This window comes from Nocardia sp. Marseille-Q1738 (assembly GCF_965283145.1).
The window spans coordinates 318,725-341,879 of sequence record NZ_CBDIMS010000002.1 but is presented as its reverse complement, the minus strand read 5'-3'; the positions used below and the strand labels follow the sequence as shown (position 1 = coordinate 341,879).

At 67.4% G+C, this 23,155-nt stretch carries 24 protein-coding genes and 1 other RNA gene; 15 read left to right on the top strand and 10 right to left on the bottom strand.

Going from position 1 to position 23,155, the window contains the following annotated elements:
• Positions 1 to 2 precede the first annotated feature (2 nt).
• On the bottom strand, positions 3 to 512 hold the full coding sequence (locus ACWPXK_RS09975; RefSeq protein ID WP_454195773.1) for a hypothetical protein: 510 nt from the start codon (positions 510 to 512) through the stop codon (positions 3 to 5).
• A gap of 310 nt (positions 513 to 822) precedes the next feature.
• Between ACWPXK_RS09975 and ACWPXK_RS09970 the strand changes: the two genes are divergently transcribed.
• The 5 genes from ACWPXK_RS09970 to ACWPXK_RS09950 all read left to right on the top strand — a co-directional run bounded on the left by ACWPXK_RS09970 (position 823) and on the right by ACWPXK_RS09950 (position 4,399).
• Positions 823 to 1,110: a hypothetical protein gene (locus tag ACWPXK_RS09970; RefSeq protein WP_454195772.1), complete on the top strand. Its 288-nt coding sequence runs from the start codon at positions 823 to 825 to the stop codon at positions 1,108 to 1,110.
• Positions 1,101 to 2,039 carry a threonine/serine dehydratase gene (locus tag ACWPXK_RS09965; RefSeq protein ID WP_454195771.1) on the top strand — a complete coding sequence of 313 codons (939 nt, stop codon included), beginning with the start codon at positions 1,101 to 1,103 and terminating at the stop codon, positions 2,037 to 2,039. Before ACWPXK_RS09970 ends, ACWPXK_RS09965 begins: the two co-directional genes overlap by 10 nt.
• A 269-nt stretch (positions 2,040 to 2,308) precedes the next feature.
• Positions 2,309 to 2,857: a thioredoxin family protein gene (locus ACWPXK_RS09960; RefSeq protein ID WP_364324454.1), complete on the top strand. Its 549-nt coding sequence runs from the start codon at positions 2,309 to 2,311 to the stop codon at positions 2,855 to 2,857.
• A gap of 39 nt (positions 2,858 to 2,896) precedes the next feature.
• Positions 2,897 to 3,412 (top strand): ester cyclase, encoded by a 516-nt coding sequence (locus tag ACWPXK_RS09955; RefSeq protein WP_454195770.1) that lies wholly within the window; start codon positions 2,897 to 2,899, stop codon positions 3,410 to 3,412.
• Between the two features lie 66 nt (positions 3,413 to 3,478).
• Positions 3,479 to 4,399, top strand: coding sequence for a hypothetical protein (locus ACWPXK_RS09950; RefSeq protein ID WP_454195769.1), 921 nt, complete (start codon positions 3,479 to 3,481; stop codon positions 4,397 to 4,399).
• Here ACWPXK_RS09950 and ACWPXK_RS09945 read toward each other — a convergent pair.
• Complete coding sequence (locus ACWPXK_RS09945) at positions 4,396 to 5,562, bottom strand: MFS transporter (RefSeq protein ID WP_454195768.1); 1,167 nt, start codon at positions 5,560 to 5,562, stop codon at positions 4,396 to 4,398. The two genes, ACWPXK_RS09950 and ACWPXK_RS09945, sit on opposite strands and share 4 nt — an antisense overlap.
• Positions 5,563 to 5,668: 106 nt before the next feature.
• Here ACWPXK_RS09945 and ACWPXK_RS09940 point away from each other — a divergent pair, with 106 nt between their 5' ends.
• Positions 5,669 to 6,109 carry a MarR family winged helix-turn-helix transcriptional regulator gene (locus tag ACWPXK_RS09940; RefSeq protein ID WP_454195767.1) on the top strand — a complete coding sequence of 147 codons (441 nt, stop codon included), beginning with the start codon at positions 5,669 to 5,671 and terminating at the stop codon, positions 6,107 to 6,109.
• A gap of 81 nt (positions 6,110 to 6,190) precedes the next feature.
• Here the strand turns inward: ACWPXK_RS09940 and ACWPXK_RS09935 are convergent, their stop codons facing one another.
• Positions 6,191 to 6,805, bottom strand: a complete 615-nt coding sequence (locus ACWPXK_RS09935) for a dihydrofolate reductase family protein (protein WP_454195766.1) — start codon at positions 6,803 to 6,805, stop codon at positions 6,191 to 6,193.
• A gap of 103 nt (positions 6,806 to 6,908) precedes the next feature.
• Positions 6,909 to 7,865, bottom strand: coding sequence for a GlxA family transcriptional regulator (locus tag ACWPXK_RS09930; RefSeq protein ID WP_454195765.1), 957 nt, complete (start codon positions 7,863 to 7,865; stop codon positions 6,909 to 6,911).
• 153 nt (positions 7,866 to 8,018) lie between these two features.
• Between ACWPXK_RS09930 and ACWPXK_RS09925 the strand changes: the two genes are divergently transcribed.
• On the top strand, positions 8,019 to 8,474 hold the full coding sequence (locus ACWPXK_RS09925; protein WP_454195764.1) for a hypothetical protein: 456 nt from the start codon (positions 8,019 to 8,021) through the stop codon (positions 8,472 to 8,474).
• 3 nt (positions 8,475 to 8,477) lie between these two features.
• Here ACWPXK_RS09925 and ACWPXK_RS09920 read toward each other — a convergent pair whose 3' ends face one another.
• The 4 genes from ACWPXK_RS09920 to ACWPXK_RS09905 form a co-directional block, all read right to left on the bottom strand.
• The gene (locus ACWPXK_RS09920; protein WP_454195763.1) at positions 8,478 to 9,383 is read right to left on the bottom strand and encodes a universal stress protein; all 906 of its coding nucleotides are present in this window, start codon (positions 9,381 to 9,383) and stop codon (positions 8,478 to 8,480) included.
• 96 nt (positions 9,384 to 9,479) lie between these two features.
• Positions 9,480 to 9,875 carry a hypothetical protein gene (locus ACWPXK_RS09915; RefSeq protein WP_454195762.1) on the bottom strand — a complete coding sequence of 132 codons (396 nt, stop codon included), beginning with the start codon at positions 9,873 to 9,875 and terminating at the stop codon, positions 9,480 to 9,482.
• Positions 9,876 to 10,080: 205 nt separating this feature from the next.
• Positions 10,081 to 10,989, bottom strand: a complete 909-nt coding sequence (locus ACWPXK_RS09910) for an EamA family transporter (RefSeq protein WP_454195761.1) — start codon at positions 10,987 to 10,989, stop codon at positions 10,081 to 10,083.
• Positions 10,990 to 11,433: 444 nt separating this feature from the next.
• Positions 11,434 to 12,321, bottom strand: a complete 888-nt coding sequence (locus ACWPXK_RS09905; RefSeq protein WP_454195760.1) for a helix-turn-helix transcriptional regulator — start codon at positions 12,319 to 12,321, stop codon at positions 11,434 to 11,436.
• A gap of 101 nt (positions 12,322 to 12,422) precedes the next feature.
• Here ACWPXK_RS09905 and ACWPXK_RS09900 point away from each other — a divergent pair, with 101 nt between their 5' ends.
• Both ACWPXK_RS09900 and ACWPXK_RS09895 read left to right on the top strand, forming a co-directional pair.
• A complete protein-coding gene (locus ACWPXK_RS09900; protein ID WP_454195759.1) occupies positions 12,423 to 13,172 on the top strand; it encodes an SDR family oxidoreductase in 750 nt (249 codons plus the stop codon).
• 32 nt (positions 13,173 to 13,204) lie between these two features.
• Positions 13,205 to 13,693 (top strand): N-acetyltransferase family protein, encoded by a 489-nt coding sequence (locus ACWPXK_RS09895; RefSeq protein WP_454195758.1) that lies wholly within the window; start codon positions 13,205 to 13,207, stop codon positions 13,691 to 13,693.
• Positions 13,694 to 13,797: 104 nt separating this feature from the next.
• Here the strand turns inward: ACWPXK_RS09895 and ACWPXK_RS09890 are convergent, their stop codons facing one another.
• A complete protein-coding gene (locus ACWPXK_RS09890; RefSeq protein ID WP_454195757.1) occupies positions 13,798 to 14,688 on the bottom strand; it encodes a phosphotransferase in 891 nt (296 codons plus the stop codon).
• A gap of 579 nt (positions 14,689 to 15,267) precedes the next feature.
• On the opposite strand from ACWPXK_RS09890, the gene ACWPXK_RS09885 reads away from it, so the two are divergent.
• Genes ACWPXK_RS09885 through ACWPXK_RS09870 form a run of 4 tightly spaced genes read left to right on the top strand, consistent with a single transcriptional unit; the run spans position 15,268 to position 19,138 of the window.
• Positions 15,268 to 16,122 (top strand): hypothetical protein, encoded by an 855-nt coding sequence (locus ACWPXK_RS09885; RefSeq protein WP_454195756.1) that lies wholly within the window; start codon positions 15,268 to 15,270, stop codon positions 16,120 to 16,122.
• On the top strand, positions 16,097 to 17,161 hold the full coding sequence (locus tag ACWPXK_RS09880) for a thiamine-phosphate kinase (RefSeq protein WP_454195755.1): 1,065 nt from the start codon (positions 16,097 to 16,099) through the stop codon (positions 17,159 to 17,161). The genes ACWPXK_RS09885 and ACWPXK_RS09880 overlap by 26 nt, the downstream gene beginning before the upstream one ends.
• A complete protein-coding gene (locus tag ACWPXK_RS09875) occupies positions 17,158 to 18,129 on the top strand; it encodes a radical SAM protein (protein ID WP_454195754.1) in 972 nt (323 codons plus the stop codon). The genes ACWPXK_RS09880 and ACWPXK_RS09875 overlap by 4 nt, the downstream gene beginning before the upstream one ends.
• Positions 18,122 to 19,138 carry a cytidine deaminase gene (locus tag ACWPXK_RS09870; protein WP_454195753.1) on the top strand — a complete coding sequence of 339 codons (1,017 nt, stop codon included), beginning with the start codon at positions 18,122 to 18,124 and terminating at the stop codon, positions 19,136 to 19,138. The genes ACWPXK_RS09875 and ACWPXK_RS09870 overlap by 8 nt, the downstream gene beginning before the upstream one ends.
• Before the next feature lie 554 nt (positions 19,139 to 19,692).
• On the opposite strand, the gene ssrA is transcribed toward ACWPXK_RS09870, so the two are convergent.
• Positions 19,693 to 20,063, bottom strand: a transfer-messenger RNA (tmRNA) gene (gene ssrA / locus ACWPXK_RS09865).
• 442 nt (positions 20,064 to 20,505) lie between these two features.
• Between ssrA and ACWPXK_RS09860 the strand changes: the two genes are divergently transcribed.
• Both ACWPXK_RS09860 and ACWPXK_RS09855 read left to right on the top strand, forming a co-directional pair.
• Positions 20,506 to 21,819, top strand: coding sequence for an ABC transporter substrate-binding protein (locus ACWPXK_RS09860; RefSeq protein ID WP_454195752.1), 1,314 nt, complete (start codon positions 20,506 to 20,508; stop codon positions 21,817 to 21,819).
• Between the two features lie 11 nt (positions 21,820 to 21,830).
• Positions 21,831 to 23,129 (top strand): ABC transporter substrate-binding protein, encoded by a 1,299-nt coding sequence (locus ACWPXK_RS09855; protein ID WP_454195751.1) that lies wholly within the window; start codon positions 21,831 to 21,833, stop codon positions 23,127 to 23,129.
• Positions 23,130 to 23,155 lie beyond the last annotated feature (26 nt).

The following is a 23,155-nucleotide window of genomic DNA, read 5'->3' as shown; positions in this document are numbered from 1 at the left end:
GATCAGCGAGCCGGCGGAGGGATCGGAACGATTCCGCGCGGGACGACCCGGAGGTACGGATGCGCATGTGCTGCGGCGATTTTCGCGGCCGGATCCTTGCAACCGACGGTGACGTCGGTATCCGGCGCGGAGGAAAACGTCCACAGCGTCATCCATTCCGTCCCGCCGACCGTCTCGGTCTTCTTCACGTCCGACGAACGCAGATCTTCATTCCGTCCGGAACTATCGGTAACCGTACAGCGAATACCGTTCGCCGCCTGCCCCCATGCGGCCGGCGCACGGATATCGAGCACCGCGTCCGCGGGCACCGGGACTTTCTTCGTGTCACCGAGCAAAACGCGAACCACGCCACCCGCTTCGTCATGATCGCGTGCTGCTGTCGTCGTCGCGGCGGCGCTCGCCGCGGCGACCGCGCTCGTCGATGCCGATTCCTTGCTCGCAGGCGCGTCGTCGGAACACCCCGCCACGGTGACGGCGAACAGCGCGGGAAGCGCCACCCAGCTCAGTTTCACAGTCGGACCTCTCGTCGCGCCCACTCCCCAGGCGAGTGGTTCGGATCAGCCAGAGCACTGAGCATGACAACGTCGACGGGGAAAATCCTGGCTACACGCCGAGAAACCGGCAATTGTGCGGCAATCGTCCGAATCCGCCTCTCGATCGCGCTTTTCCGCGACTCCTGCCGTCGCGCCCGTGGCCGGTTCCGAGATGGCATTGCTCCCGACGCCGCCGGGTCCGCATAGTGTGTCGGTAGATGATCATCGGGAGGCCACCATGGCGATACCGTCGTGGGCGGGGGGATGCGGCGCGGGGCGGAGCACGGCCATGTCTGACGAACAGGAAATGGCCGGCTCGCACACGCTGCGCGCCACCGCACTGAGCGGGCGCCGGGAAGCCGCGGTCACCGCCACGCCCGCGGCGCGGGCCGCGCTGATCGTCGCGGCGCTCCTGATCGCCGTGGCGCTGGCCTACGAGGCCCGCGCGACCTCGAACGACGGCATCGATCACAGCTGGTTCGCCGCCACGGCCCTGCTGAGCCTGGAGTTCGCGCCGCACCGCCGTGAGTACTCCCGCGCGACCCAGACAATTTCCGAAGGAGCGTTATGGGACTGACCCACAGCGACGTGAAGGCCGCGGCCGAGCGGGTGGCGGACCGGGTCAGGCCGGTCGCCGTGGCGCAGGCCGACAGCGCAGGCGAGCTGTGGTTCGCGCTGGAATTCCTGCAGCACACCGGAAGCTTCAAAGCCAGAGGCGCGCTGAACTTCCTGCTCACCCACCGGGAGAACGGCACGCTACCGCCGGTGGGCGTGACGATCGCCTCCGGCGGAAACGCCGGGCTGGCCTGCGCGTGGGCGGCCCGCAACCAGGGCATTCCGGCGACCGTGTTCCTGCCGGCCACGGCGCCGCGGGTCAAGGTGGACCGGCTCTCCTCCTATGGCGCCGAAGTCCGGTTGGTGGGTACCCAATACGCCGACGCGCTCGCCGCCAGCCGCGAGTTCGCGGACAACACGGGCGCTCTGCTCTCGCACGCCTATGACAACCCGCTCATCGCGGCGGGCGCAGGCACGCTGATGACGGAGATCCAGGAGCGTATCCCCGATCTCGGCACCGTCGTCGTCGCGGTCGGCGGAGGTGGACTGTTCTCCGGCGTCGCCACCGCCGCCGATCACTACGGCGTCCGCACCGTCGCCGTGGAGCCCGCCCGCTGCCGCGCTCTGCACGCCGCGATCACGGCGGGCCGGGTCGTCGACGTGGAGGTCGACTCGATCGCCGCCGACTCGCTCGGCGCCCGGCGAGCCTCGGAGATGGCGCTGGCGGCCGCGCGGCAATACGACGTCGAGTCGGTGCTGGTCGAGGACGCCGCGATCAGCGCGGCCCGGCGCGGTCTGTGGGAGGAGCGCCGTATCGCGGTCGAGCACGGCGCGGCGACCGCGCTGGCCGCGATCCTCGGCGATGAACCGGCGTTCCGGCCTGCCCCCGGCGAGCGGGTATGCGTGGTCCTCTGCGGGGCGAACACCGATCCGTCGGACTTGGCCAGGTAGGCATACCTCCGCCTTCGCTCCGGCCGTGCGCTTTATGCGTACCTGCGCCGCTCCAGCCATGCGCGTTATGCGCACCTCCGCCTCCGCTCCGGCCATGCGCATTATGCGTACTCCGCATCCGCTCCGGCCATGCGCGTCATACGTCCTCCGCCTCCGCTCAGCGCCCACTAGACTGGTCCGCCACGCGGTTCATCGGCGTATTTCCGACGAATCGGACGACACGGGGTTAGGCTCCCGCTGTCGTCTTCGATCCGGACGGAAGGCACACCATGGCGCATACCTCCCTCATGGTTCCCCTAGGCACCGCACTACCCGATTTCTCGCTTCCCGACCTCGACCAGCGGATCTACTCCCGCGACGACTTCGCGGGTGGACCCGGACTGCTGGTGGTCTTCGCCTGCAACCACTGCCCCTACGTCAAACACATCGAGGCGGCGCTCGGCGAACTGGTCGACTCGCTGCCGTCCATGCCGACCGTGGCGATCTGCAGCAACGACGCGACCGCCTACCCGGACGACGCGCCGCTGCGGCTGCGCGACCAAGCGATCCGGGCGGGCTGGACCTTCCCCTACCTCGTCGACGAGGACCAGCGGGTCGGCCGGGCATTCCGGGCCGCCTGCACCCCGGACTTCTTCCTCTACGACGCGAACCTCGAACTCGCCTACCGCGGCGCCTTCGACGAATCCACCCCGGGCAACGGAAAGCCGTTGACCGGCGAGGACTTGCGTGCCGCTGTCGAGGCAGTGCTGGACGGCAAGCCCGTCCCCGAACCGCACCGGCCAAGCATGGGTTGCTCGATCAAATGGCGGGATGCCTGAAGCCACGGTGCCCGCACCACAGCCCGAAGAGGACCATCGGTGACGAAACCAGCTGACCCGGGCTCGGTCGCGCGCCGCTACGTGGAGGCGATCGGCGCGCAGGACTGGGCGACCGTGGCGGAATGCTGGCAACCCGGTGCGCTGGATGTGTTCGTCGGCGTCGCGGACCTGCACGCTCCCGGCGAGATCGTGGCCTTCTTCCGCGACGTCCATGCCGCGGTGCCCGACCTGACGGTGGAGATACTCTCGGTCACCGCACAGGACGAGCGCGCCGTGGTGCACTGGCGGATGCGCGGCCGGTTCGACGGCACCGCGCAGCTGATCGGGCTGGCCCCGAACGGAAGGCAGCTGAACCTCCTCGGCACCGACGTATTCGTCGTTCGCGACGGGCTGATCGTGTCGAACACCGCGATCGTCAATGGACTCGACCTCGCCCGGCAGCTCGCCGTTCTGCCGCCGCAGCACTCGATCGCCGAGCGAGTACTGTTCGGACTCACCAATTCGATTGCCCCACTGGGCAAAGCAATCCGTGCCCGGAACCGGTCCGGAAAATAACCCTGCCGATTCGGCCGCGATGGGGGAAACTGTCGAAGACACCGGGGACACGGAAGGGGTGGGACGTTGGCGACGATCGTCCTCGTACACGGCATCGCACAGGAACAGGAATCGCCCGACACGCTGGAGGCGCGCTGGCTGCCCGGGCTCGCGGGAGGCGTACGCAACCACGGCGCACCGGAACTCGCGGATCGGCTCTGGCGCAACGGATCTCCCGGCGACATCTCGACCCGGATGGCTTTCTACGGCAAAAAATTCCTGGCCGTGGGCGCCCAGGGCACCGGGACCGAATTCGATGACGCGCAACTCGACCTGATGGAGGCGCTCGCCGCCGAATGGCTGGCGACGGCGACCGTGCATGCCGGCGACGCGCGCGACCGCGCGACCGCCCGTCGGCTCGGCACTCCTCCGCCGCCGGACGCGGCGGCGCAGGGAACGCAGGCGATGCTGCGGCCCGCCCTCAACGCGCTGATGCGATTGCGCTGGTTCGCACCGTTCGGTTTCGGGCTGGCGCAGAAGTTCGTCGTGGGCGCCCTGTCCCAAGTCGCCCGCTATTTCACCGACGACGAGCTCCGGGCGTATGCCCAGCAGCAGGTGCTCGACCACGTCGGTCCCGACACCCGGCTGGTCATCGCGCATTCGCTCGGCAGCGTGGTGGCGTACGAGGCTCTGCACCGCACCGAGCACCCGGTGACCCTGCTGACCATGGGCTCGCCGCTCGGCCTGCGCACCGTCATCTACGACAGGTTGCGCCCGCAGCCGTGCACCGTGCCGAAATCGGTGACGGGCTGGCACAACCTGGTCGACGAGGACGACCTCGTGGCCGCCCACCTCGACCTCGCCCAGTTCTTTCCGCCCTACCCCGGCGCCGCCGTCACCCCGGTCACCGAACAGCACTTCGACAACGGCGCGTCGCCACACGACTCCACCAACTATCTGACGAAAGCCGTCACGGGCGGCATCGTCGCGAAAGCTCTCGGCCATTAGCCGTTCTCGAATTCCGGCTGCCGTTCCGGTTCGCGGCGCGACTTCACTCGGCGCTCCCGCCACAGCAGATAACCCGCCACGGCGACCCCGCATCCGGTGAGCGCCGCACCTACCGGATACAGAGCCCGCAGGCCCGCGCCGTCGCCGATCACCCACCCGCCGATCCGGCCCGCGCCCGCCGCGGCGAGCTGGAATCCGGACGCGTTCACCGCGACGGCCAAGGTCGGCGCGGCCGTCGCCGTGGCCACTACCCGCGCCTGCATGCCGGGGAGGATGGCGAAGGCCAGTGCGCCCAGCACGAAAGTCAGTGCGGCCGCGACGATCCGGATGCCGCCCGCCAGCCAGAACAGAACCAGTACCCCGGCGAGCGCGGCCAGCAGCCCGGTCACCGAGAGCAACAAGGCCCGGTCGGCGAGCTTGCCGCCGAGCTGGTTGCCGAGCACCGCGCCGACGCCGTAGACCAGCAGCAGGATCGGCACCGCACCCACGGGGAAGCCGCCGACCTCGGTCAGCAGCGGCGTGATGTAGGTGAAGACCATGACGACACCGATATTCCCGACGGCGGTGAGCGCGATCGCCCACAGCACGTCACGGTCGGTGAAAACGCGCAGTTCATTCCCGATCGAGCCCGCCGACGACCCCGGCTGATCCGGCATGAAACGCAACACCAGCGGCAACGCGGCCGCGGCGCAGAGCGCGACGGCGGCGAAAGTCGCTCGCCAGCCCAGACTTTGGCCGATGGCCGCGCCGAGCGGGGTACCGAGCACGATGCCCAGATTCATGCCGAGAGCAACGCGCGCCACCGCCGTGGCCTCGGCACCCGGCTGGGCGGTCGACACCGCGGTGGCGATCGCGACCGCGAAGAAGGTGGCGACCACCGAACCCGCCGCCCCGCGCATGGCCAGCAGCACAGCGTAATTCGGGGCGAAGGCCGAGCCGAGATTGGCCAGTATCGCGATCGACACCAATCCGACGACCAAAGGCTTGCGCGCCACCGTGGCGGTCAGCACCGTCACCACCGGACCGCCGATGATCATGCCGATCGCGTACGCCGTCACCAGCGCTCCCGCGGACGCCACCGAAACCGCCAAGCCGCCCGCGACCTCGGGCAGGATGCCCGCGATCACGAACTCGCCGGTCGTCAGGCTGAACACCACGAGCATCAGAGAAAACACCGCGGGTCGCATCACGCGCCTCCAGATAGTTATAACTCGAATGATACGAACTAGAACTATCACAGTTCGAACCGAGGGCGCTAGACTCGGAGCAATGACGCGGCAGCCCGATCCCGTGGTGGACACCGAACTCGACCGCGACGTGTGCAAGCTGGTGCACCAGTTCACCCATCGGCTCGACGTGCACGTCCGCCGCGTCGCCGAACGGCTCGAACTCACCCCCTCGCAGGTGATCGCACTGCGCGAACTCTCCGAACCGATCACCGCCAGAGAACTGGCGGCGCGGATGTCCTGCGAGCCGTCCAACGCGACGTTCGTGCTGGACCGGCTGGAGCAGCAAGACCTGATCCGCCGGGAGCCGCACCCCACCGACCGCCGGGCGAAGCAGATCGTGCTGACCCCAGCCGGTCAGCGCCGACGCGACGACGCGCTCGAATTGCTCGGCGCGGACTCCCCCCTGACCTCGCTTACCGAAACGCAGCAGCAGGCGTTACGCGACCTGCTGCTCACCATGGCCGCCGATGCCGAGCGCTGAGGCGGAAGATGATCCGCTCCGGCCCGGCAGCGACCTGAATCCGATCCCGCATTCGCCCGCCGCGGCGCATCATCCGGGCGGCTACTGATCATCCTGCGACAGATGGGTTTTCGCGTCCTCGTAGGTTCCGGCGGGCGCCGCCTCGTCGCGGGTGTAGACCAGGTGGAGCACGCCGGTTGCGAAGGTCTGCGACGACAGCAGGCGCAGCGGGATCGTGGGCCCGCCATCCTCGAACAGCCGCTGGCCCTTGCCGACGGCGATCGGGTGGACGAGCAGGTGCAGTTCGTCCAGCACGCCCGCGTCCAGCAGCTGACGGACCACTGAGACCGAGCCGCTCATGCCGATATCGCCGCCCGGCTCGTTCTTCAACGCGGTCACCGCCTCGATCAGATCGCCCTTCAGCACTTCGGAGTTGCGCCAGCTGAAGTCGAGATCCTGGTGTGACACCACGATTTTGCGCGCGTCGCCCAGCTTCTTCGCGAACGGCGCGTCCGGTCCGCCCGCGGCTTCCCGCTCCGGCCATGCGCCCGCGAAGCCGTCGTAGGTCTTGCGCCCGAGCAGCAGCGTGTCGGCGGCGCCGAGCTGAGCGTCGACGGCCGCGCCCATGTCGTCGTCGAAGTACGGGAAGTGCCAGTCCTGCGGGTCCTCGACGACGCCGTCGAGCGCAATGAACAGACCTGCGGTGATTTTCCTCATCGCGTTACTCCTGGATCAGTGTGTGCGTGTGTCGCTTGATCCGACGGAGCGGCGCGCGAGAACTCATCGGTCGCCGAGAACGCCTCGGTTCCGATCGGTCCCCCTACCCGGCCGGGCCGGAGCCGTGGAAGGCGGCCCGGTAGCTGTGCGGGCTGGTGCCGACCACCCGCTTGAAGCGATCGCGGAACGCGGTCGGTGAGCCGAATCCGACCTGGCCCGCGATCCGGTCCACCGGGTGGCTGGTGGCTTCGAGCAGGTGCTGGGCCTGCCGGATGCGCGCACGCAGCAGCCACTGCAACGGCGTCGTTCCGGTGTGCTCGCGGAAGCGGCGGTTCAGTGTGCGGGTGCTCATCCCGGCGTGTGCGGCGATGTCGTCGAGGGACAGATCCTTCGCGGCGTTGTCCTGTATCCACCGCAGCACCGGTTCCAGGGCCGAGCCGCGCGGTGTCGGCGGCTGGTCGTGCACGATGAATTGCGCCTGTCCCCCTTCCCGTTCCAGTGGGACGACCGACGTCCTGGCCGCGTCGGCCGCGACGGCGGAGCCGTAGTCGCACCGAATCATGTGCAGGCACATGTCGATTCCCGCCGCCGCGCCCGCCGAGGTGAGCAACGATCCGTTGTCCACGTACAGCACGTCCGGGTCCACCTCGATGTCCGGATAGCGGGCGGCGAGTTCCGCCGCGGCGAGCCAGTGTGTGGTCGCCCGGTGACCGTCCAGCAATCCGGTCGCGGCGAGAATGAAGGCGCCGGAGCAGATGGAGGCGATGCGGGTCCCCGCGGCCGCCGCGCGGCGCAACGCGTCGATCACCTCGTCCGGCACCGGCAGGCCGGGGTCCGCGCAGCCGGGCAGGATGATCGTGTCCGCCTCGAGCAGCGCCTCGAGCCCCCAAGGCGCTCGCAGCGTGAACACCCCGGCATCGACGGTCGATCGGTTCGCGCAGACCCGCACGCGATAGGCGGCCCGCCCGTCCGGGAGCCGGGTGCGACCGAACACCTCGACGGGCGTGGCCAGATCGAACGGGATCACCTGGTCCAAGGCGAGTACGGCCACGGTGTGCATGGCCACAGCGTAGTTTTCCGCTCGATTCCAGCCAATGCCTCGCAGCTGGCACGATGCAGATCTTCCCAGTTCCCACCACTTGGCGAGAATCGACCGGTATATGGCAGTTCCGCCAGTTCCCCTGATGCGTCGCTCTGGCTAGTGTCGACCGCCGTGACGAAGTTCCTGCTCTCGGTCCACGTGCTCGCCGCGATCATCGCCGTAGGCCCGGTGACGGTCGCGGCCAGCATGTTTCCCGCCACCACCCGCCGTGCGCTCGCCGCGACCGCGACCGACCACAGCCCGGCCGTCCTCGGCACCCTGCATCGCATCTGCCGGGTCTATGCCCTGATCGGCATCGTCGTTCCGGCGTTCGGCCTGCTCACCGCGCTCAGCCTCGGCGTGCTCGGCGATGCGTGGCTGGTGGTGTCGATCGGGTTGACCGCGGCCGCGGCGGGGGTGCTCGCCCTGCTCGTGCTGCCCGGCCAGCAGAAGATCCTCGCCGACCTCACCGGCACCACCCCGGCGCTGATCCGCCGCCTCGCCATGGACACCGGGGTGTTCAACCTGCTGTGGGCGGTGGTCACCGTCCTGATGATCGTCCGTCCCGGCTCGACGACCGGCGCGTGAGGCTCAGTCGGGCAAGTGCCGGACCGCGATCGTGCGGTCGCGAACGATCATGATCGGACACTGCACCGACAGCAGCAGTGCCTGACTCGTCGAGCCGAACAGCATGCTGGCGAACCCGCCACGGCCCCGGCTGCCGACCACGAGCAGCTGCGATCGCTCGGAGCGATCCAGCAGACAGCGTTCCGGGCGGTCGGTGACTATCTCGCGACGGATCTCGACATCGGGAAAACACTCCTGCCATCCGGCCAGGCTTTCCGCGAGCACGATCTGCTTCTCCGGGTCGGCTGCGAGCTCGGCGCCCGCCGCGGGCAGTTCGACACCGGTCCACACATGCAGTGCGAGCAGCGGCACACCCCGCGCCGATGCCTCCTGCAGCGCCGCCTCGATGGCGGGTTCGCTGATTTCGGTGCCGTCGACGCCGACGACGATCGGCTGCTTCCTGGCTTCCGGCGCGAGCGGTGCGCCTTCCCGGACCACGACCAGCGGGCAGTACGCTCTCCGTGCCAGCGCCGCGCTGACCGAGCCGAGCAAGGCGCGCCGCATGGTGCCGCGCTCGCGGGTGCCGACCACCATCGTCCGGGCCTCCTCGGTGCGGTCCAGCAGTGCCGGACCGACCGGCTCGTGCACCAATTCGGTGGTCACCTCGATGTCGTGCAGGCCGCGGACCGCGATCCGCGCCTCTTCGGTGGCGGTGTCCAGCACCCAGCGCCCATGGCCCTCCATCCGCGCGTAGTCGGTGCTCGTCAGTGGTTCGGTGATGCCGGGCCCGTAGTCGGCGACCGGATCGATGACGTGGACCAGACGCAGCGGCGCTCGATGCTGCGCGGCGGCCTGCGCCGCCCACGCGATCGCCGCCGCCGAGCCCGCGGACCCGTCCACACCGACCACGATCGGTCGCTTGGTTTGCATGATCACTTCCTTCCAGTACGAAAGGTCGAGCTCATAGCACCGCGCAAAAGACATTACCGGGGCATAAGCCCTGGACCAGCGAACCCTAGGGCTCGGTCATCCGCCGAAAACGGCGCAGGCGTACCCCAGATGAACCCCGTTGCCCACCGTGACATCGATGCTCGCCACCAACGACGCGTCCGGCTCCTGCACCGCGCTGACAGTGTGCGGGCCGGGAGTGGCGGGCACCCAGGTGAGCAAAGCGACGCCGCCGGAAGGGCGGACCACGCCGAAGGGAACACCGTTGTCGTAGAAGACGACCGGTGCGACGACGTCGGTCACGACGGCCCGCGCGGTGTACGTGCAACCCGTTCCGTAGTTCGTCGCCAACCCGAAGTTGATGCCGGGATACATCCCGACCTGCGTCACCGTGGCTCCCGCCGTGGGCATGGCAGCCATCGTGACGGCCGCGGCGCCGAATACCGCCGCTGCCGCGCCTACTCGCATCCGCATCCCACTGGTCCTATCATTCGCTCGTCGAGGCGCCGGCCACCTGCGCCGGCGAGATACCTAGATCCTCACTCCCGGCCGGCCCCGACAGGGTGCGAACCGCCGAAGATCGATCAGAACATCGACCTTCGCTCCGTCCGCTGCGGGGTCTACGGCGTGCTGCTGCCCGGCCACGTACGGCAGCGGAACATCCCGCGCAACCGCTGAGTCAACCCTTCGCTTCGGTCCGCGTCGCGCCCGCGGACGCCGCGACCACACACGCCACCCCGGTCCACTGTCCGAGATTCATGACCTGGCCCAGAACGACCAAGCCCGCGACCGCCGCGACGGCCGGTTCCAAGCTCATCAGCACGCCGAACACCCGGGGTGAAATCCGCCGCAAGGCTTCCAACTCCACGGAGTACGGCAGCACCGACGACAGCATCGCCACGGCGAACCCGGCGGCGAGCACCGCCGGCTGCAACAGCGCGGTTCCCGCGTCGGCAATGCCGACCGGCAGCATGACCACCCCGCCGAAAGCCATGGCCAGCGCCAGTCCGCCGCCGCCATCGGTTTTCTCGCCGAGTGCGGCGCTGAGCAGGATGTATCCCGCCCAGCATGCCGCCGCGGCCAGCGCGAACAGCACTCCGACCCAGTCCACGTCACCGTCCGCCCTGGTCAGCAGCAGTACACCGGCACCGGCCAGCACCGCCCACACCGGATCGATCCAGCGCCGCGACCCGGCCAGCGCGACCGTCAGCGGCCCGAGGAATTCGATCGTCACCGCCATCCCGAGCGGAATCCGGTCTATCGCCGCATAGAACGAGAGGTTCATCAGTGCCAGCACCGCGCCGTACCCGAACACCACCGGCAGCGCGCCGCGCTCGACCCGCAGCGACGAGCGCCAGAACACCAGCAGAACGAGGCCGGCGAAAACCAGCCGCAGCGTGACCGCTCCGCCCGCGCCGGTCGCCGAGAACAGCTGCTTCGCCAGCGCCGCCCCCACCTGCACGCTGACGATCCCCGCTAGCACCAGCGCCGTGGGCGGTACGCCACCGAGGCCTTGCGCGGTGATCGAACGCCAGACCGATACCGGTGTGATCCCGCGCCCCGTCCGCTCGAAGTCGATCGCTACCACGCCCACCTCCGTCGTCCTCGAAAGACTGCTCAGCACAGCCAATCACGCGGCTACGACAAGTCCAATCGCGTTGCACCCACACCGGAAAACCTCGCCCGCCGGAGCCCGCACTCCTTCCCTCGACTTCATTCGCCCGCGGCGACGACCTGGATGCCGTGTCGTCGTCGGAGGTCGGCAAGAGTCACGTGCGGCCGGAGACGAAGCTGCATGCGAAATGCCTCCGCCCGAACGAGATCGATAGTCGGCACTCGCTGCCCGGCATCGAAAGCCCCAGCAGCGGTACGGAATTCGTCCTTTTGCGCCGCAGCAAACACCCGGTATGAGCTCGCGCGGTGCGCACTGCCGGTTGGGCATACGCGGCAACGTTTCTGCCGTCGGCTCTGACAGCGACAAGCACGATGTGCCGCCCCAGCCGCATCAACTGGTCACCGCGGTGAGTTCAGCTCAATCCTTTTGCCGGTAGGCACCCTGCCCGGCGGACTGTTGCTCGTCCCGGTCCTCGCCGGACGCGTTGTCCGCGATCAGGCTGCCGAGCAAGGCAAGTGAGCGTTCGGAGGGGGACCCGGGTTCGGCGTGGTAGGCGATGAGCATCTGCCCCGGCGCGCCGTTCACACTGAACGTTTCGTACGAGAGGGTCAGCTCGCCGACCATCGGGTTGCGGAACCGTTTCACCCCCGCGGTCTTCACCCGGACGTCGTGGCGCGCCCACAACTGCCGGAAATCCTCGCTCTTCAGCGACAACTCCCCCACCAGTTCGGTCAGGCGCGGATCGTCGAGGTCGGCGCCCGCGGTCGCCCGCAGGCTCGCGACGGTATCGGCCGCGATGGTCGGCCAATCGGCGTATACGTCGCGCGCCTCGGGATCGAGGAAGACCATGCGCACCTGGTTGACCCCGGGAACCGAGCACGAGTTGACGGCCTCGGCCAGCGGGTTCGCCGCCAGCACGTCCAGGTACCTGCCGAGCACCAGTGCGGGTGTGTGCGGCCACGCATTCATCAGCCGCAGCAAGCCGGGCGCGACACGTTCGGGGCGGCGCGGCCCTCTCGGCCGCCGCACCGCGGGTCGCGCCAGCTCGCGCAGATGTGCCGTGCCCTCGTCGTCGAGTGCGAACACCCGGGCCAGCGCCGTGATGACCTGTTCGGACGGATGCCTGTCACGTCCCTGCTCCAGCCGCACGTAGTAATCCGCGCTCACCCCCGCGAGCAGCGCGATCTCCTCGCGACGCAGGCCGGCGACTCGGCGCTGACCGCCGCCGGACAACCCGAAGTCCTCCGGCCGCGCCAGCTCACGACGCGCCCGCAAGAACGCGCCCAGTCGATTGTCGGAGTCCATGATCCGAGCGTAGGTGAGCCGCACCCCGGCTGGGTGGCCCCGCGACTACCAGGAAGTCCGCGACCTGGCAGGCGAGCGCGGCCAGGCCGAACGTAGTGGCCATGACAAACAACCTCACCGGCCGCGTCGCGGTCATCACCGGAGCATCGAGTGGAATCGGCGCCGCCACCGCGCGGCAGCTCGCGCGGGGCGGCGCCAAGGTCGCGCTGCTCGGCAGGCGCAAGGATCGGATCGAAGAACTCGCCGCCGAGATCGGCGGGGACGCGCTCGCCGTGGTCGCCGACGTCGGCGACCAGCAGTCGGTACGCGACGCCGCCGCCACCGTGCGTGCGGCGTTCGGCCCCGCCGACCTGATCGTCGCTAATGCGGGCGTCATGCTCGCCGCGCCGTTCGAGTCGGCGCTCACCGACGAGTGGGACCAGATGGTCGGGACCAACATCAACGGGCTGCTCTACACCGGACGCGCGTTCATCGACGACCTGCTCGCGGCGGCGAGTGCGGGCAAGCAAGCGGACCTGGTGCTGGTCGGATCGATCGGCGGGCACACGGTCTTCCCCAACTACGCCGTGTACACCGCCACCAAGGCCGCGGTCGCGCACCTGACCCGCAACCTGCGCGCGGAGTTCGGGCCCCGCGGTGTCCGGGTGAAGAACATCGAACCCGGCTTCGTCGGCACCGAACTCGGCGCGGGGATGCAGGACGAGCAACAGCGCGCCGGGCTGGAGCAGTGGCGCACCCAGATCGAGATCCTGGAACCCGGCGACATCGCCGACGCCGTCGCCTACGCCGTTGCCGCGCCGAAGCGCGTCAACGTGGCCGAGCTGATCCTGGTCCCCACTCAGCAGGGCTGAGCACCGGTGCACCCGCTGCTACAGTCCGGCGGATGACGGATAGTGCCCCGGTTCTGCGCCGAGCCCGGCCCGAGGACGCCTCGGCGATCGCCGAGATCTGGTACCACGGCTGGCGCGACGGCCACCTGGGCAACGTCCCTGACGCCTTGCTGGCCGTCCGGCCGCGCGACTCGTTCGACGTTCGCGCGGCCGGCCGGGTCGCCGACACCACCGTCGCCACCGTGGACGGCACGGTCGCGGGATTCGTCATGGTCGATGGGGACGAGGTGGACCAGGTCTACGTAGCCGCCGGGCACCGGGGCACCGGCGTGGCCGCGCTCTTGCTCACCGCGGCCGAACAGCGTGTGCACGCCAATGGCCACGACCGTGCCTGGCTGGCCGTCGTCCCTGGCAACACCCGGGCCCGCCGGTTCTACGCCAGCCATGGGTGGACCGACGAGGGCGCCTTCACCCACGCGGCACCCGGCCCAACCGGCCCCGTCCAGGTCCCCGCCCACCGCTACGTGAAGCACCTGCACTGACGGCCCTCCGCGAGCCGAACCAGTCGCCCGTTGAGTAGGCGGTTCGAGCATCAGGTGCCGAGTGGACGCCTCCCAGCTCGCGGCTGAGGGGCTGCGAACACCGCCTAGTCGAGATCCGCCCACCCGGGCCACGGGCGCATGCCCTTGTCGCCTCGGATGTATTCCAGGCGGCGCAGTGCTTGCCCCTGGTAGGCGGGATTTACCGTGGCCGCGCGCAGCGATTGCAGAGCCAGCCGGAATTCTTGGATATCGCGCAGCAGGTAGAAACCGTCCCAGCGGGTCACGTCGCGGCCGTACCCGGCGCAGAAGTCGGCGTACTGCGCGGCGGTGATCGTGGCCGCCGTCCAGCAGTCGATCGCCGTGTGCACCAAGTCCCACTCCGGCGGGCCGATCACCGCCCGGCCGAAACCGACCAGGATCACGTCACCGTCGTCACCGACCACGACGTTCTCGCCCCATTCCGTGCCCTGGATCACCGACCACGGCATGCCGTCGGGCCGCGTCTTCCAACGACCCCGTAGTTCCTCCAGATGCCCGCGCAGCCACCGCCGGTCTTCCTCCGTCACGGTCTGCGCGGCGGCGATCTCTTCCTCCAGGCGAGCCAAAGGCATCATTCGACGCAACTCGAACCCCGGCAGTGGGAGGCGGTGCAGCTGCCCCAGGACCTTGGCGATCTCGACGGGCGTCCCAGGATGATGGGGCGGCAGGTCCCGCCAGAATGTCACCGCACGGCGATCCACCACCACCGGCTGCGGGATGTCCGGCACCAAGCGCGCCGCGGACACCCCACACGTCTCCAGCCATCGGGCCATGGCGACCTCCCGCCCGACCGCCAGCTTCTGCCCCCGCCCGCCGATCCGCGCGACAATGCCGCCGGGCAGCTTGAATACCGTCTGCGATCCGACGGGCTCGGCGCCCGCGGAGTCGATCCCAACGCTCACACAGGCGGCCCGCAGAACCGACCGCATCCCGTTCTCCGTGATCCCTGCAGTCATGACAATCCTCCAAGCCCCCGCCGACCCCCGCTCCCACCCTGGGAGCGATAGCACCGCGTCTCGGCTTCGAGCGTCATAGCAGCCGTCCAGATACCAGGGGGCTAACACCCCATTTTCCCTGCTCAGTTAGCGTTACTACCGCTATTCCACCACCCATAGCAATCAAACAGAATCCGCTAGATTCGCCCGATTCCTCCCATTCACGATCTTTCGGTAGACCGTCCACACCGCACACATGCCCAGCCATCAGCGAGACAAACACGGCATTGCACGGAGGGGCCCGAGAAGCAGCCACGCCGGACAAAGTGACGGAGATCACCTCGAGTGCGAAACAGGCACCTCGATGGCGCAGCGGAAGGTGGAGCACCGCATGGTCGAGCGAACGGGGCCGCAGCTGCCGCGGGACACGCAATCCTCGCCGGACCACGAGGCGGACGACCTCCTGCGCGTCCGATACGGTTGCGGAATAGAATGCCGATATCCCTTCCCGCACAACATCTCTCAAATCATCTGTGGTGCGCCGAAGGATGGTACGGTGGCAATCGGAATACCGGTGGTGCGGGGCGTCGCGGAAAGCCAGTGGCATCGCAGCCGCAGCCGACCTGCCGTGGGGCCGCCCAGCCCTCCGATCCCGATGTCGGCGGGCAGCCTCGCATCGAGGGGGAGATCGTGACGCAACGCAGGCGGGTCGGGCGTGCACTCGCACGCCATGAGGGCTGGCTCTCGATAACCGTGTCGACCACGTCCGCCATCTCCTTCAGTATCTACACCGGGGTACTCACCGCGGGTGCGGGTCCGGGATCCCCGCCGCTGACGACGCGAATCCACGAGCTGTCCTGGGCGAATGCACTCTTCTTCGCCGGATTGATACTGGCCGCGTCCCAGATCCTCCTCGTAATCTTGCGCGGCCGATTGAGCCGAAGTCAGGTCCAAGTCCAGGGCGACGCGCTGTGCAGCATTCTCCTGTCGAATACGGTCCGGATGCTGCACAGCAAGTATCCCGCGGTCACCTTCCGCAGTCTGGTCACCGTATTGGACCGCTCCGGCATGAAACGTGTCACGGTCTGCGGGGCCAATATTCTCACCGATCCCGAACTGACCCTCGAGGTGCCGCGGGAGTTCGGCATTGCCGGGCAGGCGTTCAAAACACGTTCGATGCAAGTCGGCGACCTGGACAACAGCAACCGGTCGATAAACACCGACGGGTCGGTCGTTTCCGGAATCTGGCCGGGCGTCCGCTGTGTGCTAGCATTCCCGATGCTCTCAGAAGATGGGACGCCGTTCGGAACAGTGAACTTCGACTGCGACCACACTGCGGCGGACTCAGGGCTCGGAGATCGAGAAATCCAACAAATACTCGGTTCGACCGCAGAGTTGGCATGTTATCTCATGAGAGGCTATAGCAAAGATGGCACTGCCCGATTCCCTCGATAAACTCGGAGAGTACGCCTTGCACGGCGAGATCGCCCGCGTGCTCAATAACGGACCCGGGCGGAGAGTGGTCGGCGACGACTCCGCTGTACTCACAATTCCGGTCGCCGACGACACACGCCTTCTGGTATCCACGGACCGGCTTGCGTCCGGAGTCGCTCCCGGACTCCGCGCACGCCTACTGGTAACCCAAACTCTGTCCGATATCATCTGCATGGGCGGATATCCGCTCGGTATGTTGCTCGCGATACAAGTCCCGAGGGACTTCGATCCGGCGACCGTCCTCACTCTGGTCGAATCCGTCGACCAGAACTGTCGGCAGTACGGTTGCTCCCTGGTCGGCGGCGATACCAAAGAGGGCGATACTTTCAGCGCCGTCGGCGTCGGGTTCGGAACGGCGAGAGCCGATAAAGTCGTTCGACGGGTACGAGTCGAGCCGGGCGACTTGATCGGCGTAACACTCGCGAACGGCAACAAGTGGGGCAGGCGCTGGGCAAACCATTTGGTAAACCATTTTTCGCTCGACCTCGAGCTCGATGTCCGACAAATTCTTGCCGACAGCGACAATGAATTCAGCCTGCCGGTGGCAGAATCGCGGACGCTGATCGAGCGCGATTTTGCGGTCGCCGGACTCGACCTGTCGGACGGCATCGGCAGTTCTTTGCGGATATTGGCCGAGGCGAACGGTATCGGATTCGATCTGCAGTCGAAATCTCTGGATGAGCTCATCGATCCCGCCGTCGCACCGGTCGCCGACGCGCTGGATATCCACACACGCTGTTTCGCGCTCACGCCGGGGTATATGTGGAACAACATGTACGCAGTGCGCGCCGCGGATGCCGACGCTGCTCGAGCGTGCGCCCGGGCAGCAGGCGGAGACTTCGTCATCATCGCGGAAGCAACCGACAAGACCGGCGAGGTGTTGTATGACGGATCGGCCAGCGGAGCGGTAGCTGCCGCCTCCGATGAGAAGTTCCGCGCGTGGGCCTGGTCGGACCGCACCGAATGGTGGCTGAACAGCATGCGGACCAATCCGGTATGAGGAGCGAACGAGCCGAGGCCACCGAACCAGCGGATCGGCGCATCTCACTGCGGGTACTGCTGTCGGAGCAGTGCGACCTGTCCTGCACGTTCTGCCACAACGAGGGACAGCCCGGCCAGTCGGCCGAACTCGGCATCAGTCCGCCGTTCCTCGGCGAGATCGTCGCATCATTGAAACGACTGGGCTCCGTACAGGTGAAGTTGTCCGGCGGAGAACCGACCAGACATCCCGATTTCACCGAATTCGTCCTCAGCTGCTTGGGCGCCGAGCCGCGAGAGGTCGTCGTCATATCCAACGGAAACAATTCCAGCGCATTCGACAAGGTGCTCGGTCGCAGCGGACTGAGAGTTTCACTGAACCTACCGGCGAGTACCCCGACCGACTACAAACGCATTACCGGCGGAAATTTCGGTGCCGTCATTTCGACCGCACGTCTACTCGGGCGAGCCGGGCACTCGGTGGCCTTGAACTCATACTGGCCTCCTCGGCGGCCTGTTCAGAAGCTCGACGAATTGATCGATCTGGCAGAAAGCATCGGTGTAGACCTGAAGATCCTTTGCCCTTGCCAGCTCACAGAGGGCTCGGTTCAGCAAGAATACGCATCCGCCCTGTCCGCGTACATACAAACCCGTGGATTCGAATTGACGAATTTCCGGGATCATGTTCGATACTTCGTGCGCGACAACCGCGTCGTCCGGATTCAGACGCCGTGGTGCCCCGACACCTGCCGGAACTCGAGCGGCAAGGACATCACACTTCGCATCACGGCCCGCGGACTCATCCACAGCTGCCTGTCCCGCGACCTCGGGTATCACGGCTCGGTGCACGCTCCGCTGGAGGTCGTCATGAAACGGCTGGAACGAGCGACTTCCGCCGCCGGCCATACCTGCGACTTCCATCGAATGTCCGTCCCAATCCTTCGTCGCCCCAGAAAATCGAACGACCGATCGGAGAAGCTCGATGATTGAGCGGGAACGCCGATTCCGCATCAGCGCCAAAACCAAGAAGCAGATTGACGAAGCTTTTCCGACCAGCGCACCGATACGCATCATCGATGTAACGTTCGGCCCCGACGGCAGTCGGTCCATGGATACCGTCGGATGGATCGTACGGGTCAGAACCGAAGGCCGGAACACCAGGATGGAATACAAACGAAGAATCGATGACGAGACGTGGGAAGAAGTCGGTATCGCGGTCGACAGCGCGAACGCGGCGGCCTCGATCCTCCAGAAGACGGGTCTGACTCCCGGACTGCTGATATCTCGGGACAGGTATCGGGTCGATCAGGATTTCGGAACATTGGTCATCGATGACGTCGACGATCTGGGACTTTTTCTGGAGATCGAACTGGGGTCATCGGACACAGATTTTCCGTCTGTTGTCGAGAAACTAGCGGCCAAAGACATATATCTCGGTGAAGCAGCACCGCCGTATGGCGACCAGATACTCCAGCGATCAGCGGAGAGCGACGAATACGCCGCACTGCTGGACTGCCGACTGCAATCGTTCTTGCAAGAGCGAGGCCAGGTCGATCCCACGCCGCAGCAGCAACACGTCTCCCGGCCCGATCATGAGGTCGACGCACTGTTCAGGCGGGCACAGGAGAATCGCGCGAACTCCTACGCGCGATACTCCGAGTATCCGGTCGGCGCCGTTGTCACCACGTCGCTGGGTCAGGTTTTCGACGGCTGCAGCGTAGAGAACGGGTCATTCGGGCTGACCTTGTGTGCCGAACGGTCGGCGTTGAGTGCGGCGATCGCGGGCGGCTTCGATCCGGGATCCGGCGTCCGGATCGAACAGGTAGTCGTAGCCGGTCCCGATGGCGCGTCGTGCCCACCCTGCGGAGCGTGCCGTCAATGGATATCAGAACTCGCAGATGGATCCGTGGTGTCGTTCTGGTGGGAGGGCGAGCTCGTCTCCGTTGCCGCCAGCGCACTGACCCCATTCACGTTCACGTACGCTCCGCCCAACGGTTGAACCCCTCCGGCGACTCATGACGGTCCGTCTGCCCGGCGGCGGACGCACCGGCATCCGCGCGTCACCTGCTGCGCGACCCAACTGGTGCACATGGCGGGAATCCGGTGGAACGATAACCGCCCAACGCAACCACAGACACGGGGGTGGGGCGGGCCGCCGGGCGAGCGCGGGGTTGCACCCCACAAACACTCAGCGGAACGAAAGGCCCATGCCCTCCATGGGCATGGGCCTCACCTCGTGGACCTTGCGGGAACTACTCGAACCATGACCACCCGACGCAACCACCGGCGCGGGGTCGAGGGAAGCCCGCCAGGCGGGGCGTGGGGTTGCACCCCACAAAACACTCAGCGGAACGAGAAGGCCCATGCCCTCCATGGGCATGGGCCTCACCTCGTGGACCTTGCGGGAACCTCGAACCATGACCACCCGACGCAACCACCCGGCGCGGGGGTCCGGGGGCGAAGCCCGCCGGGCGGGGCGTGGGGGTTGCACCCCCACAAAACCCTCAGCGGAACGAGAAAGGCCCATGTCCTCCATGGGCATGGGCCTCGTACTCGTGGAGCTGCCGGGAATCGAACCCGGGTCCTCCGCCGCGTCTTCAGGGCTTCTCCGTGTGCAGTCCGCTGTGCCTCTACTCGGATCTCCGGGTCCCGCGAACAAGCCCGGATGACGATCCCAGTCGCTGTGCGATGTCCCGTCCTACTCCGCGACCGAGCCGGACGGTGAGCCCTCTAGCTGATGCCGGCACCGGAGCCGAGGGCATGCCCCGGGCCGACAGAGACGCTCTGCTGGTTAGGCAGCGAGAGCGTACTCGCGCTGATGAGAATCGGCGCTTAATTGGTTGCAACGACGCTTACGGTGGTCTCTTGCCTGCACCGACACGCTTCCCCTAAATCTACGTACGCAGTCGAAACCGTTCAGCCCCGTACGCCCCGGCGTCTTGCCGGGCTGTTCATATTAACACCGCGCAGCCGGCGGATCATCCCGATAATCGGCGGTGTCCGAGGCCACACTCAGGCCGGCTCAGCGGGGCGGCTCGGCAGCCATCGACGCAAGTCACGTGGGATCCATCTGGGCAGTACCCGCCCGGCGCCCGGGGCGAGCGGCGCTGTCTCCGGGTCCGGGACCGGCTCGGCGCACGCCTGACGCCTCGTCACGCGTCCCGATCTCCCACACCCAGGTTGCCGGCGTGCGACACCGACGGGCGGTTCCCGCCGCCCAGCTGAGCACCGCCGGGCCGGAACACCCGAGGCTTCCCGGATGCTGGTAGCCAATTCCACTGGCCTGAAGCCGAACCCGACTTACACTGCACGAGCCGTACGATCGGCTCTGAGCAGCGGATCTCGATTTCAGACTAAGGAAACACTTTGGCAGTTCGCACCATTCGGGACAGGTTGCTGCGCCTGTCCGCCCTCGCCGTCATAGCCGGGCTCGTTCTGTCCGGTTGCTCGGCCATGCGAGACAGATCGACCCAGGCCGTCGAGCCCGGTGTCACCTCGGACCCGTGCCCGAACGCGGTCGACTCCCGCAAAGGGTGCATCTATCTCGGCGTGCTGTCCGATCTGACGAGTGGGCCGTTCGCCGCGCTGGGAAAGGACATTCACAACGGTCAGCTGGCGTTCTGGAAGGCGGTGAACGAAGCGGGCGGGATCGGCGGCAAATACGAGGTGGATATCACCACCTACACCGAGGACACCGCCTACGGTCTGCAGAAGCATGCCGAGGCGTACGAGCGAATCGAGCCGCATGTGCTGGCCCTGTCGATGAGTTTCGGCACCGTGCAGACGCAAAGGGTACTCGCCAAGATGGACGCGGCGAACATGGTCGCCATCGCCGGAACTCTCTGGTCGGGCTGGCAATTCGAGAACAGCGACAAGGGCCTGCTCCTGGAATCCGGCTATTCGTACTGCTCCGAGGCGATCATCGCCCTGGACTGGATCGCGGAGCATCTGGCGAAGCCCGGCTCGCTCGCCACGGTCAGTTACCAGGGCGACTACGGCGGCGACTACTCCACCGGCGCGAAGAAGTGGGCTTCCGCCAACCGAGTCGACGTGGTGGCGCAGATCGACACCGAACCGAACACGCAGATCGGCAATCAAGACGCCGCGGTCGCCAAGATCCTCGCCGCCAAAGCGGATCTCGTGCTGCTGGCCACGGGCCCAGCGGAGGCGGGCGAGATCATGGGCAAAGCGGCGTTGGCCGGATACCAGGGCCGGTTCCTCGGCTCGGGTCCGACCTGGAACGGCGGCCTGCTGAAAAGCCCTGCTGCGACGGCGATCACGGCGCGATACAACATGTCGTCGCCGCTCGATGGCTGGGACGGCACCAGCGTGGGCGCCAAGAAGGCGCGGGCCTCGGCCACCCGGGAGCCCTCCACCTGGGGTTACAGCGCGGGCTGGATGTTCTCCTACCCGATGAAGGCACTGCTGACCCGGGCGGTGGTCGAAGGCAAGCTGACCAGAAGGGGCGTCCGCCAATCGGTGCAGGGCCTGCGCGTCGATTACGAGGGCGCGATCCCCGAATACACTTACGGCGCACCCAAACCCGACCTGTCCCGGCAGCGGGCGGTCATCGAGGCGCCCGACCAGACAGCGCCGCTGGGCGCGAAGACACTGGCGTCCGGATACCACGGCCCGACCCAGGACCGAATCACCCTGACCGAGCCCTGCGTCCAGCCGTAAGCGAGCAAGACATGCGTTTCAACAGCAATTTCCGTCACCTTTTTCGGCTGGTGGCCGCGCCGCTCGCGCTCGCACTCGTGCTGACCGGTGCGTGCTCGACCTCCTCGCCCGCCGCCTCGCCCGGCGTCACGCGTGAGCCCTGTCCGCGGGCGATACACCGTGACAAGGGCTGCATCTACCTCGGCGTCCTGTCGGACCTGAACAACGGGCCCTTCGCCCCGCTCGGCAAGTCCCTGCAAGATGGGCAACTCGCCTTCTGGAACGAGGTGAACAAGCACGGCGGGATCGGGGGCTACGAGATCGACATCGCGACCTACACCCGCGACACCGCCTACGACCCGCGCAGACACGTCACGGAGTTCGAGAACGTGGCGCCGCACGTCTTGGCCCTCGCGATGAGTTTCGGTACCGCGCAGACGCTCGCGGTGCTGCACGAGATGGACGAGGCCGACCTGGTGACCGGCGCTGGCACGCTCTGGTCGGGCTGGCAGTATCGCTCCACCGACCGGGATCTGGTGCTGGACGACGGCTATTCCTACTGCACCGAAGCCGTGCTGGGCCTGGACTGGTTCGCGCAGAACCACTATCAGCCGCACACGCTCGGCGTCGTCGCCTATCGCGGCAACTACGGCGGCGATTACGCCAGCGGCGTGCTCAAATGGGCCTTGGACAACGGGGCGACGATCACCTCGCGCATCGACACCGGACCCAATGCCGAAGTCGGCAACCAGGATTACCCGGTCGCCGAGATCATGGCGGACCCACCCGATCTGGTCCTCTTGGCCACCGGCCCGGCCGAAAGCGCCGAAATCATCGGCAAGCTCGCCAGGGCGGGCTATACCGGCCGGTTCCTGGGATCCACCCCGACCTGGAACAGCGCGCTGCTCAAGACACCGGCCGCGCCTGCGCTCATCTCGCTGTACAACTACACCTCGCCGTTCGACGGCTGGGACGGCGTCAGCGCCGGAGCCCAGCGCGCCAGAAACGCCGCCACGAGCGAACCGACCAATTTCGGCTACAACCTGGGCTTCGCCATCTCCTATCCGATGAAGGCGCTGCTGAGCAAGGCCGCTGAGACGGGCCGCCTGGACCGCGCGGCCATGCGCAAGGCCATCGCCGGGCTGACCGTGGATTCAGAAGGGATGGCGGCGCCGCAGGTCTACGGGCGAGAGGAGCCCGACGTCGCGGCGCAGCGCGCGGTGGTCAACGTCCCCGATCCGACCACGTCGCTGGGTTCGCGGACGGTCGTCGCCGATTACCGCAGTCCCACCCTCAAGCGGATCTCGATGCACGAACCCTGCACGAGGTGATCCGCCGGATGGCCGGTTCGCAGCGG

Coding starts and splice junctions, on each gene's coding strand:
- ACWPXK_RS09920 (WP_454195763.1), bottom strand. CDS start 9,383: ATGCAAACCAAGCGACCGATCGTGGTCGGTGTGGACGGGTCCGCGGGC.
- ACWPXK_RS09945 (WP_454195768.1), bottom strand. CDS start 5,562: ATGCTCGTGGTGTTCAGCCTGACGACCGGCGAGTTCGTGATCGCGGGC.
- ACWPXK_RS09905 (WP_454195760.1), bottom strand. CDS start 12,321: ATGGACTCCGACAATCGACTGGGCGCGTTCTTGCGGGCGCGTCGTGAG.
- ACWPXK_RS09970 (WP_454195772.1), top strand. CDS start 823: ATGTCTGACGAACAGGAAATGGCCGGCTCGCACACGCTGCGCGCCACC.
- ACWPXK_RS09900 (WP_454195759.1), top strand. CDS start 12,423: ATGACAAACAACCTCACCGGCCGCGTCGCGGTCATCACCGGAGCATCG.
- ACWPXK_RS09960 (WP_364324454.1), top strand. CDS start 2,309: ATGGCGCATACCTCCCTCATGGTTCCCCTAGGCACCGCACTACCCGAT.
- ACWPXK_RS09915 (WP_454195762.1), bottom strand. CDS start 9,875: ATGCGGATGCGAGTAGGCGCGGCAGCGGCGGTATTCGGCGCCGCGGCC.
- ACWPXK_RS09875 (WP_454195754.1), top strand. CDS start 17,158: ATGAGGAGCGAACGAGCCGAGGCCACCGAACCAGCGGATCGGCGCATC.
- ACWPXK_RS09895 (WP_454195758.1), top strand. CDS start 13,205: ATGACGGATAGTGCCCCGGTTCTGCGCCGAGCCCGGCCCGAGGACGCC.
- ACWPXK_RS09870 (WP_454195753.1), top strand. CDS start 18,122: ATGATTGAGCGGGAACGCCGATTCCGCATCAGCGCCAAAACCAAGAAG.
- ACWPXK_RS09890 (WP_454195757.1), bottom strand. CDS start 14,688: ATGACTGCAGGGATCACGGAGAACGGGATGCGGTCGGTTCTGCGGGCC.
- ACWPXK_RS09935 (WP_454195766.1), bottom strand. CDS start 6,805: ATGAGGAAAATCACCGCAGGTCTGTTCATTGCGCTCGACGGCGTCGTC.
- ACWPXK_RS09930 (WP_454195765.1), bottom strand. CDS start 7,865: ATGCACACCGTGGCCGTACTCGCCTTGGACCAGGTGATCCCGTTCGAT.
- ACWPXK_RS09880 (WP_454195755.1), top strand. CDS start 16,097: ATGGCACTGCCCGATTCCCTCGATAAACTCGGAGAGTACGCCTTGCAC.
- ACWPXK_RS09855 (WP_454195751.1), top strand. CDS start 21,831: ATGCGTTTCAACAGCAATTTCCGTCACCTTTTTCGGCTGGTGGCCGCG.
- ACWPXK_RS09940 (WP_454195767.1), top strand. CDS start 5,669: ATGACGCGGCAGCCCGATCCCGTGGTGGACACCGAACTCGACCGCGAC.
- ACWPXK_RS09965 (WP_454195771.1), top strand. CDS start 1,101: ATGGGACTGACCCACAGCGACGTGAAGGCCGCGGCCGAGCGGGTGGCG.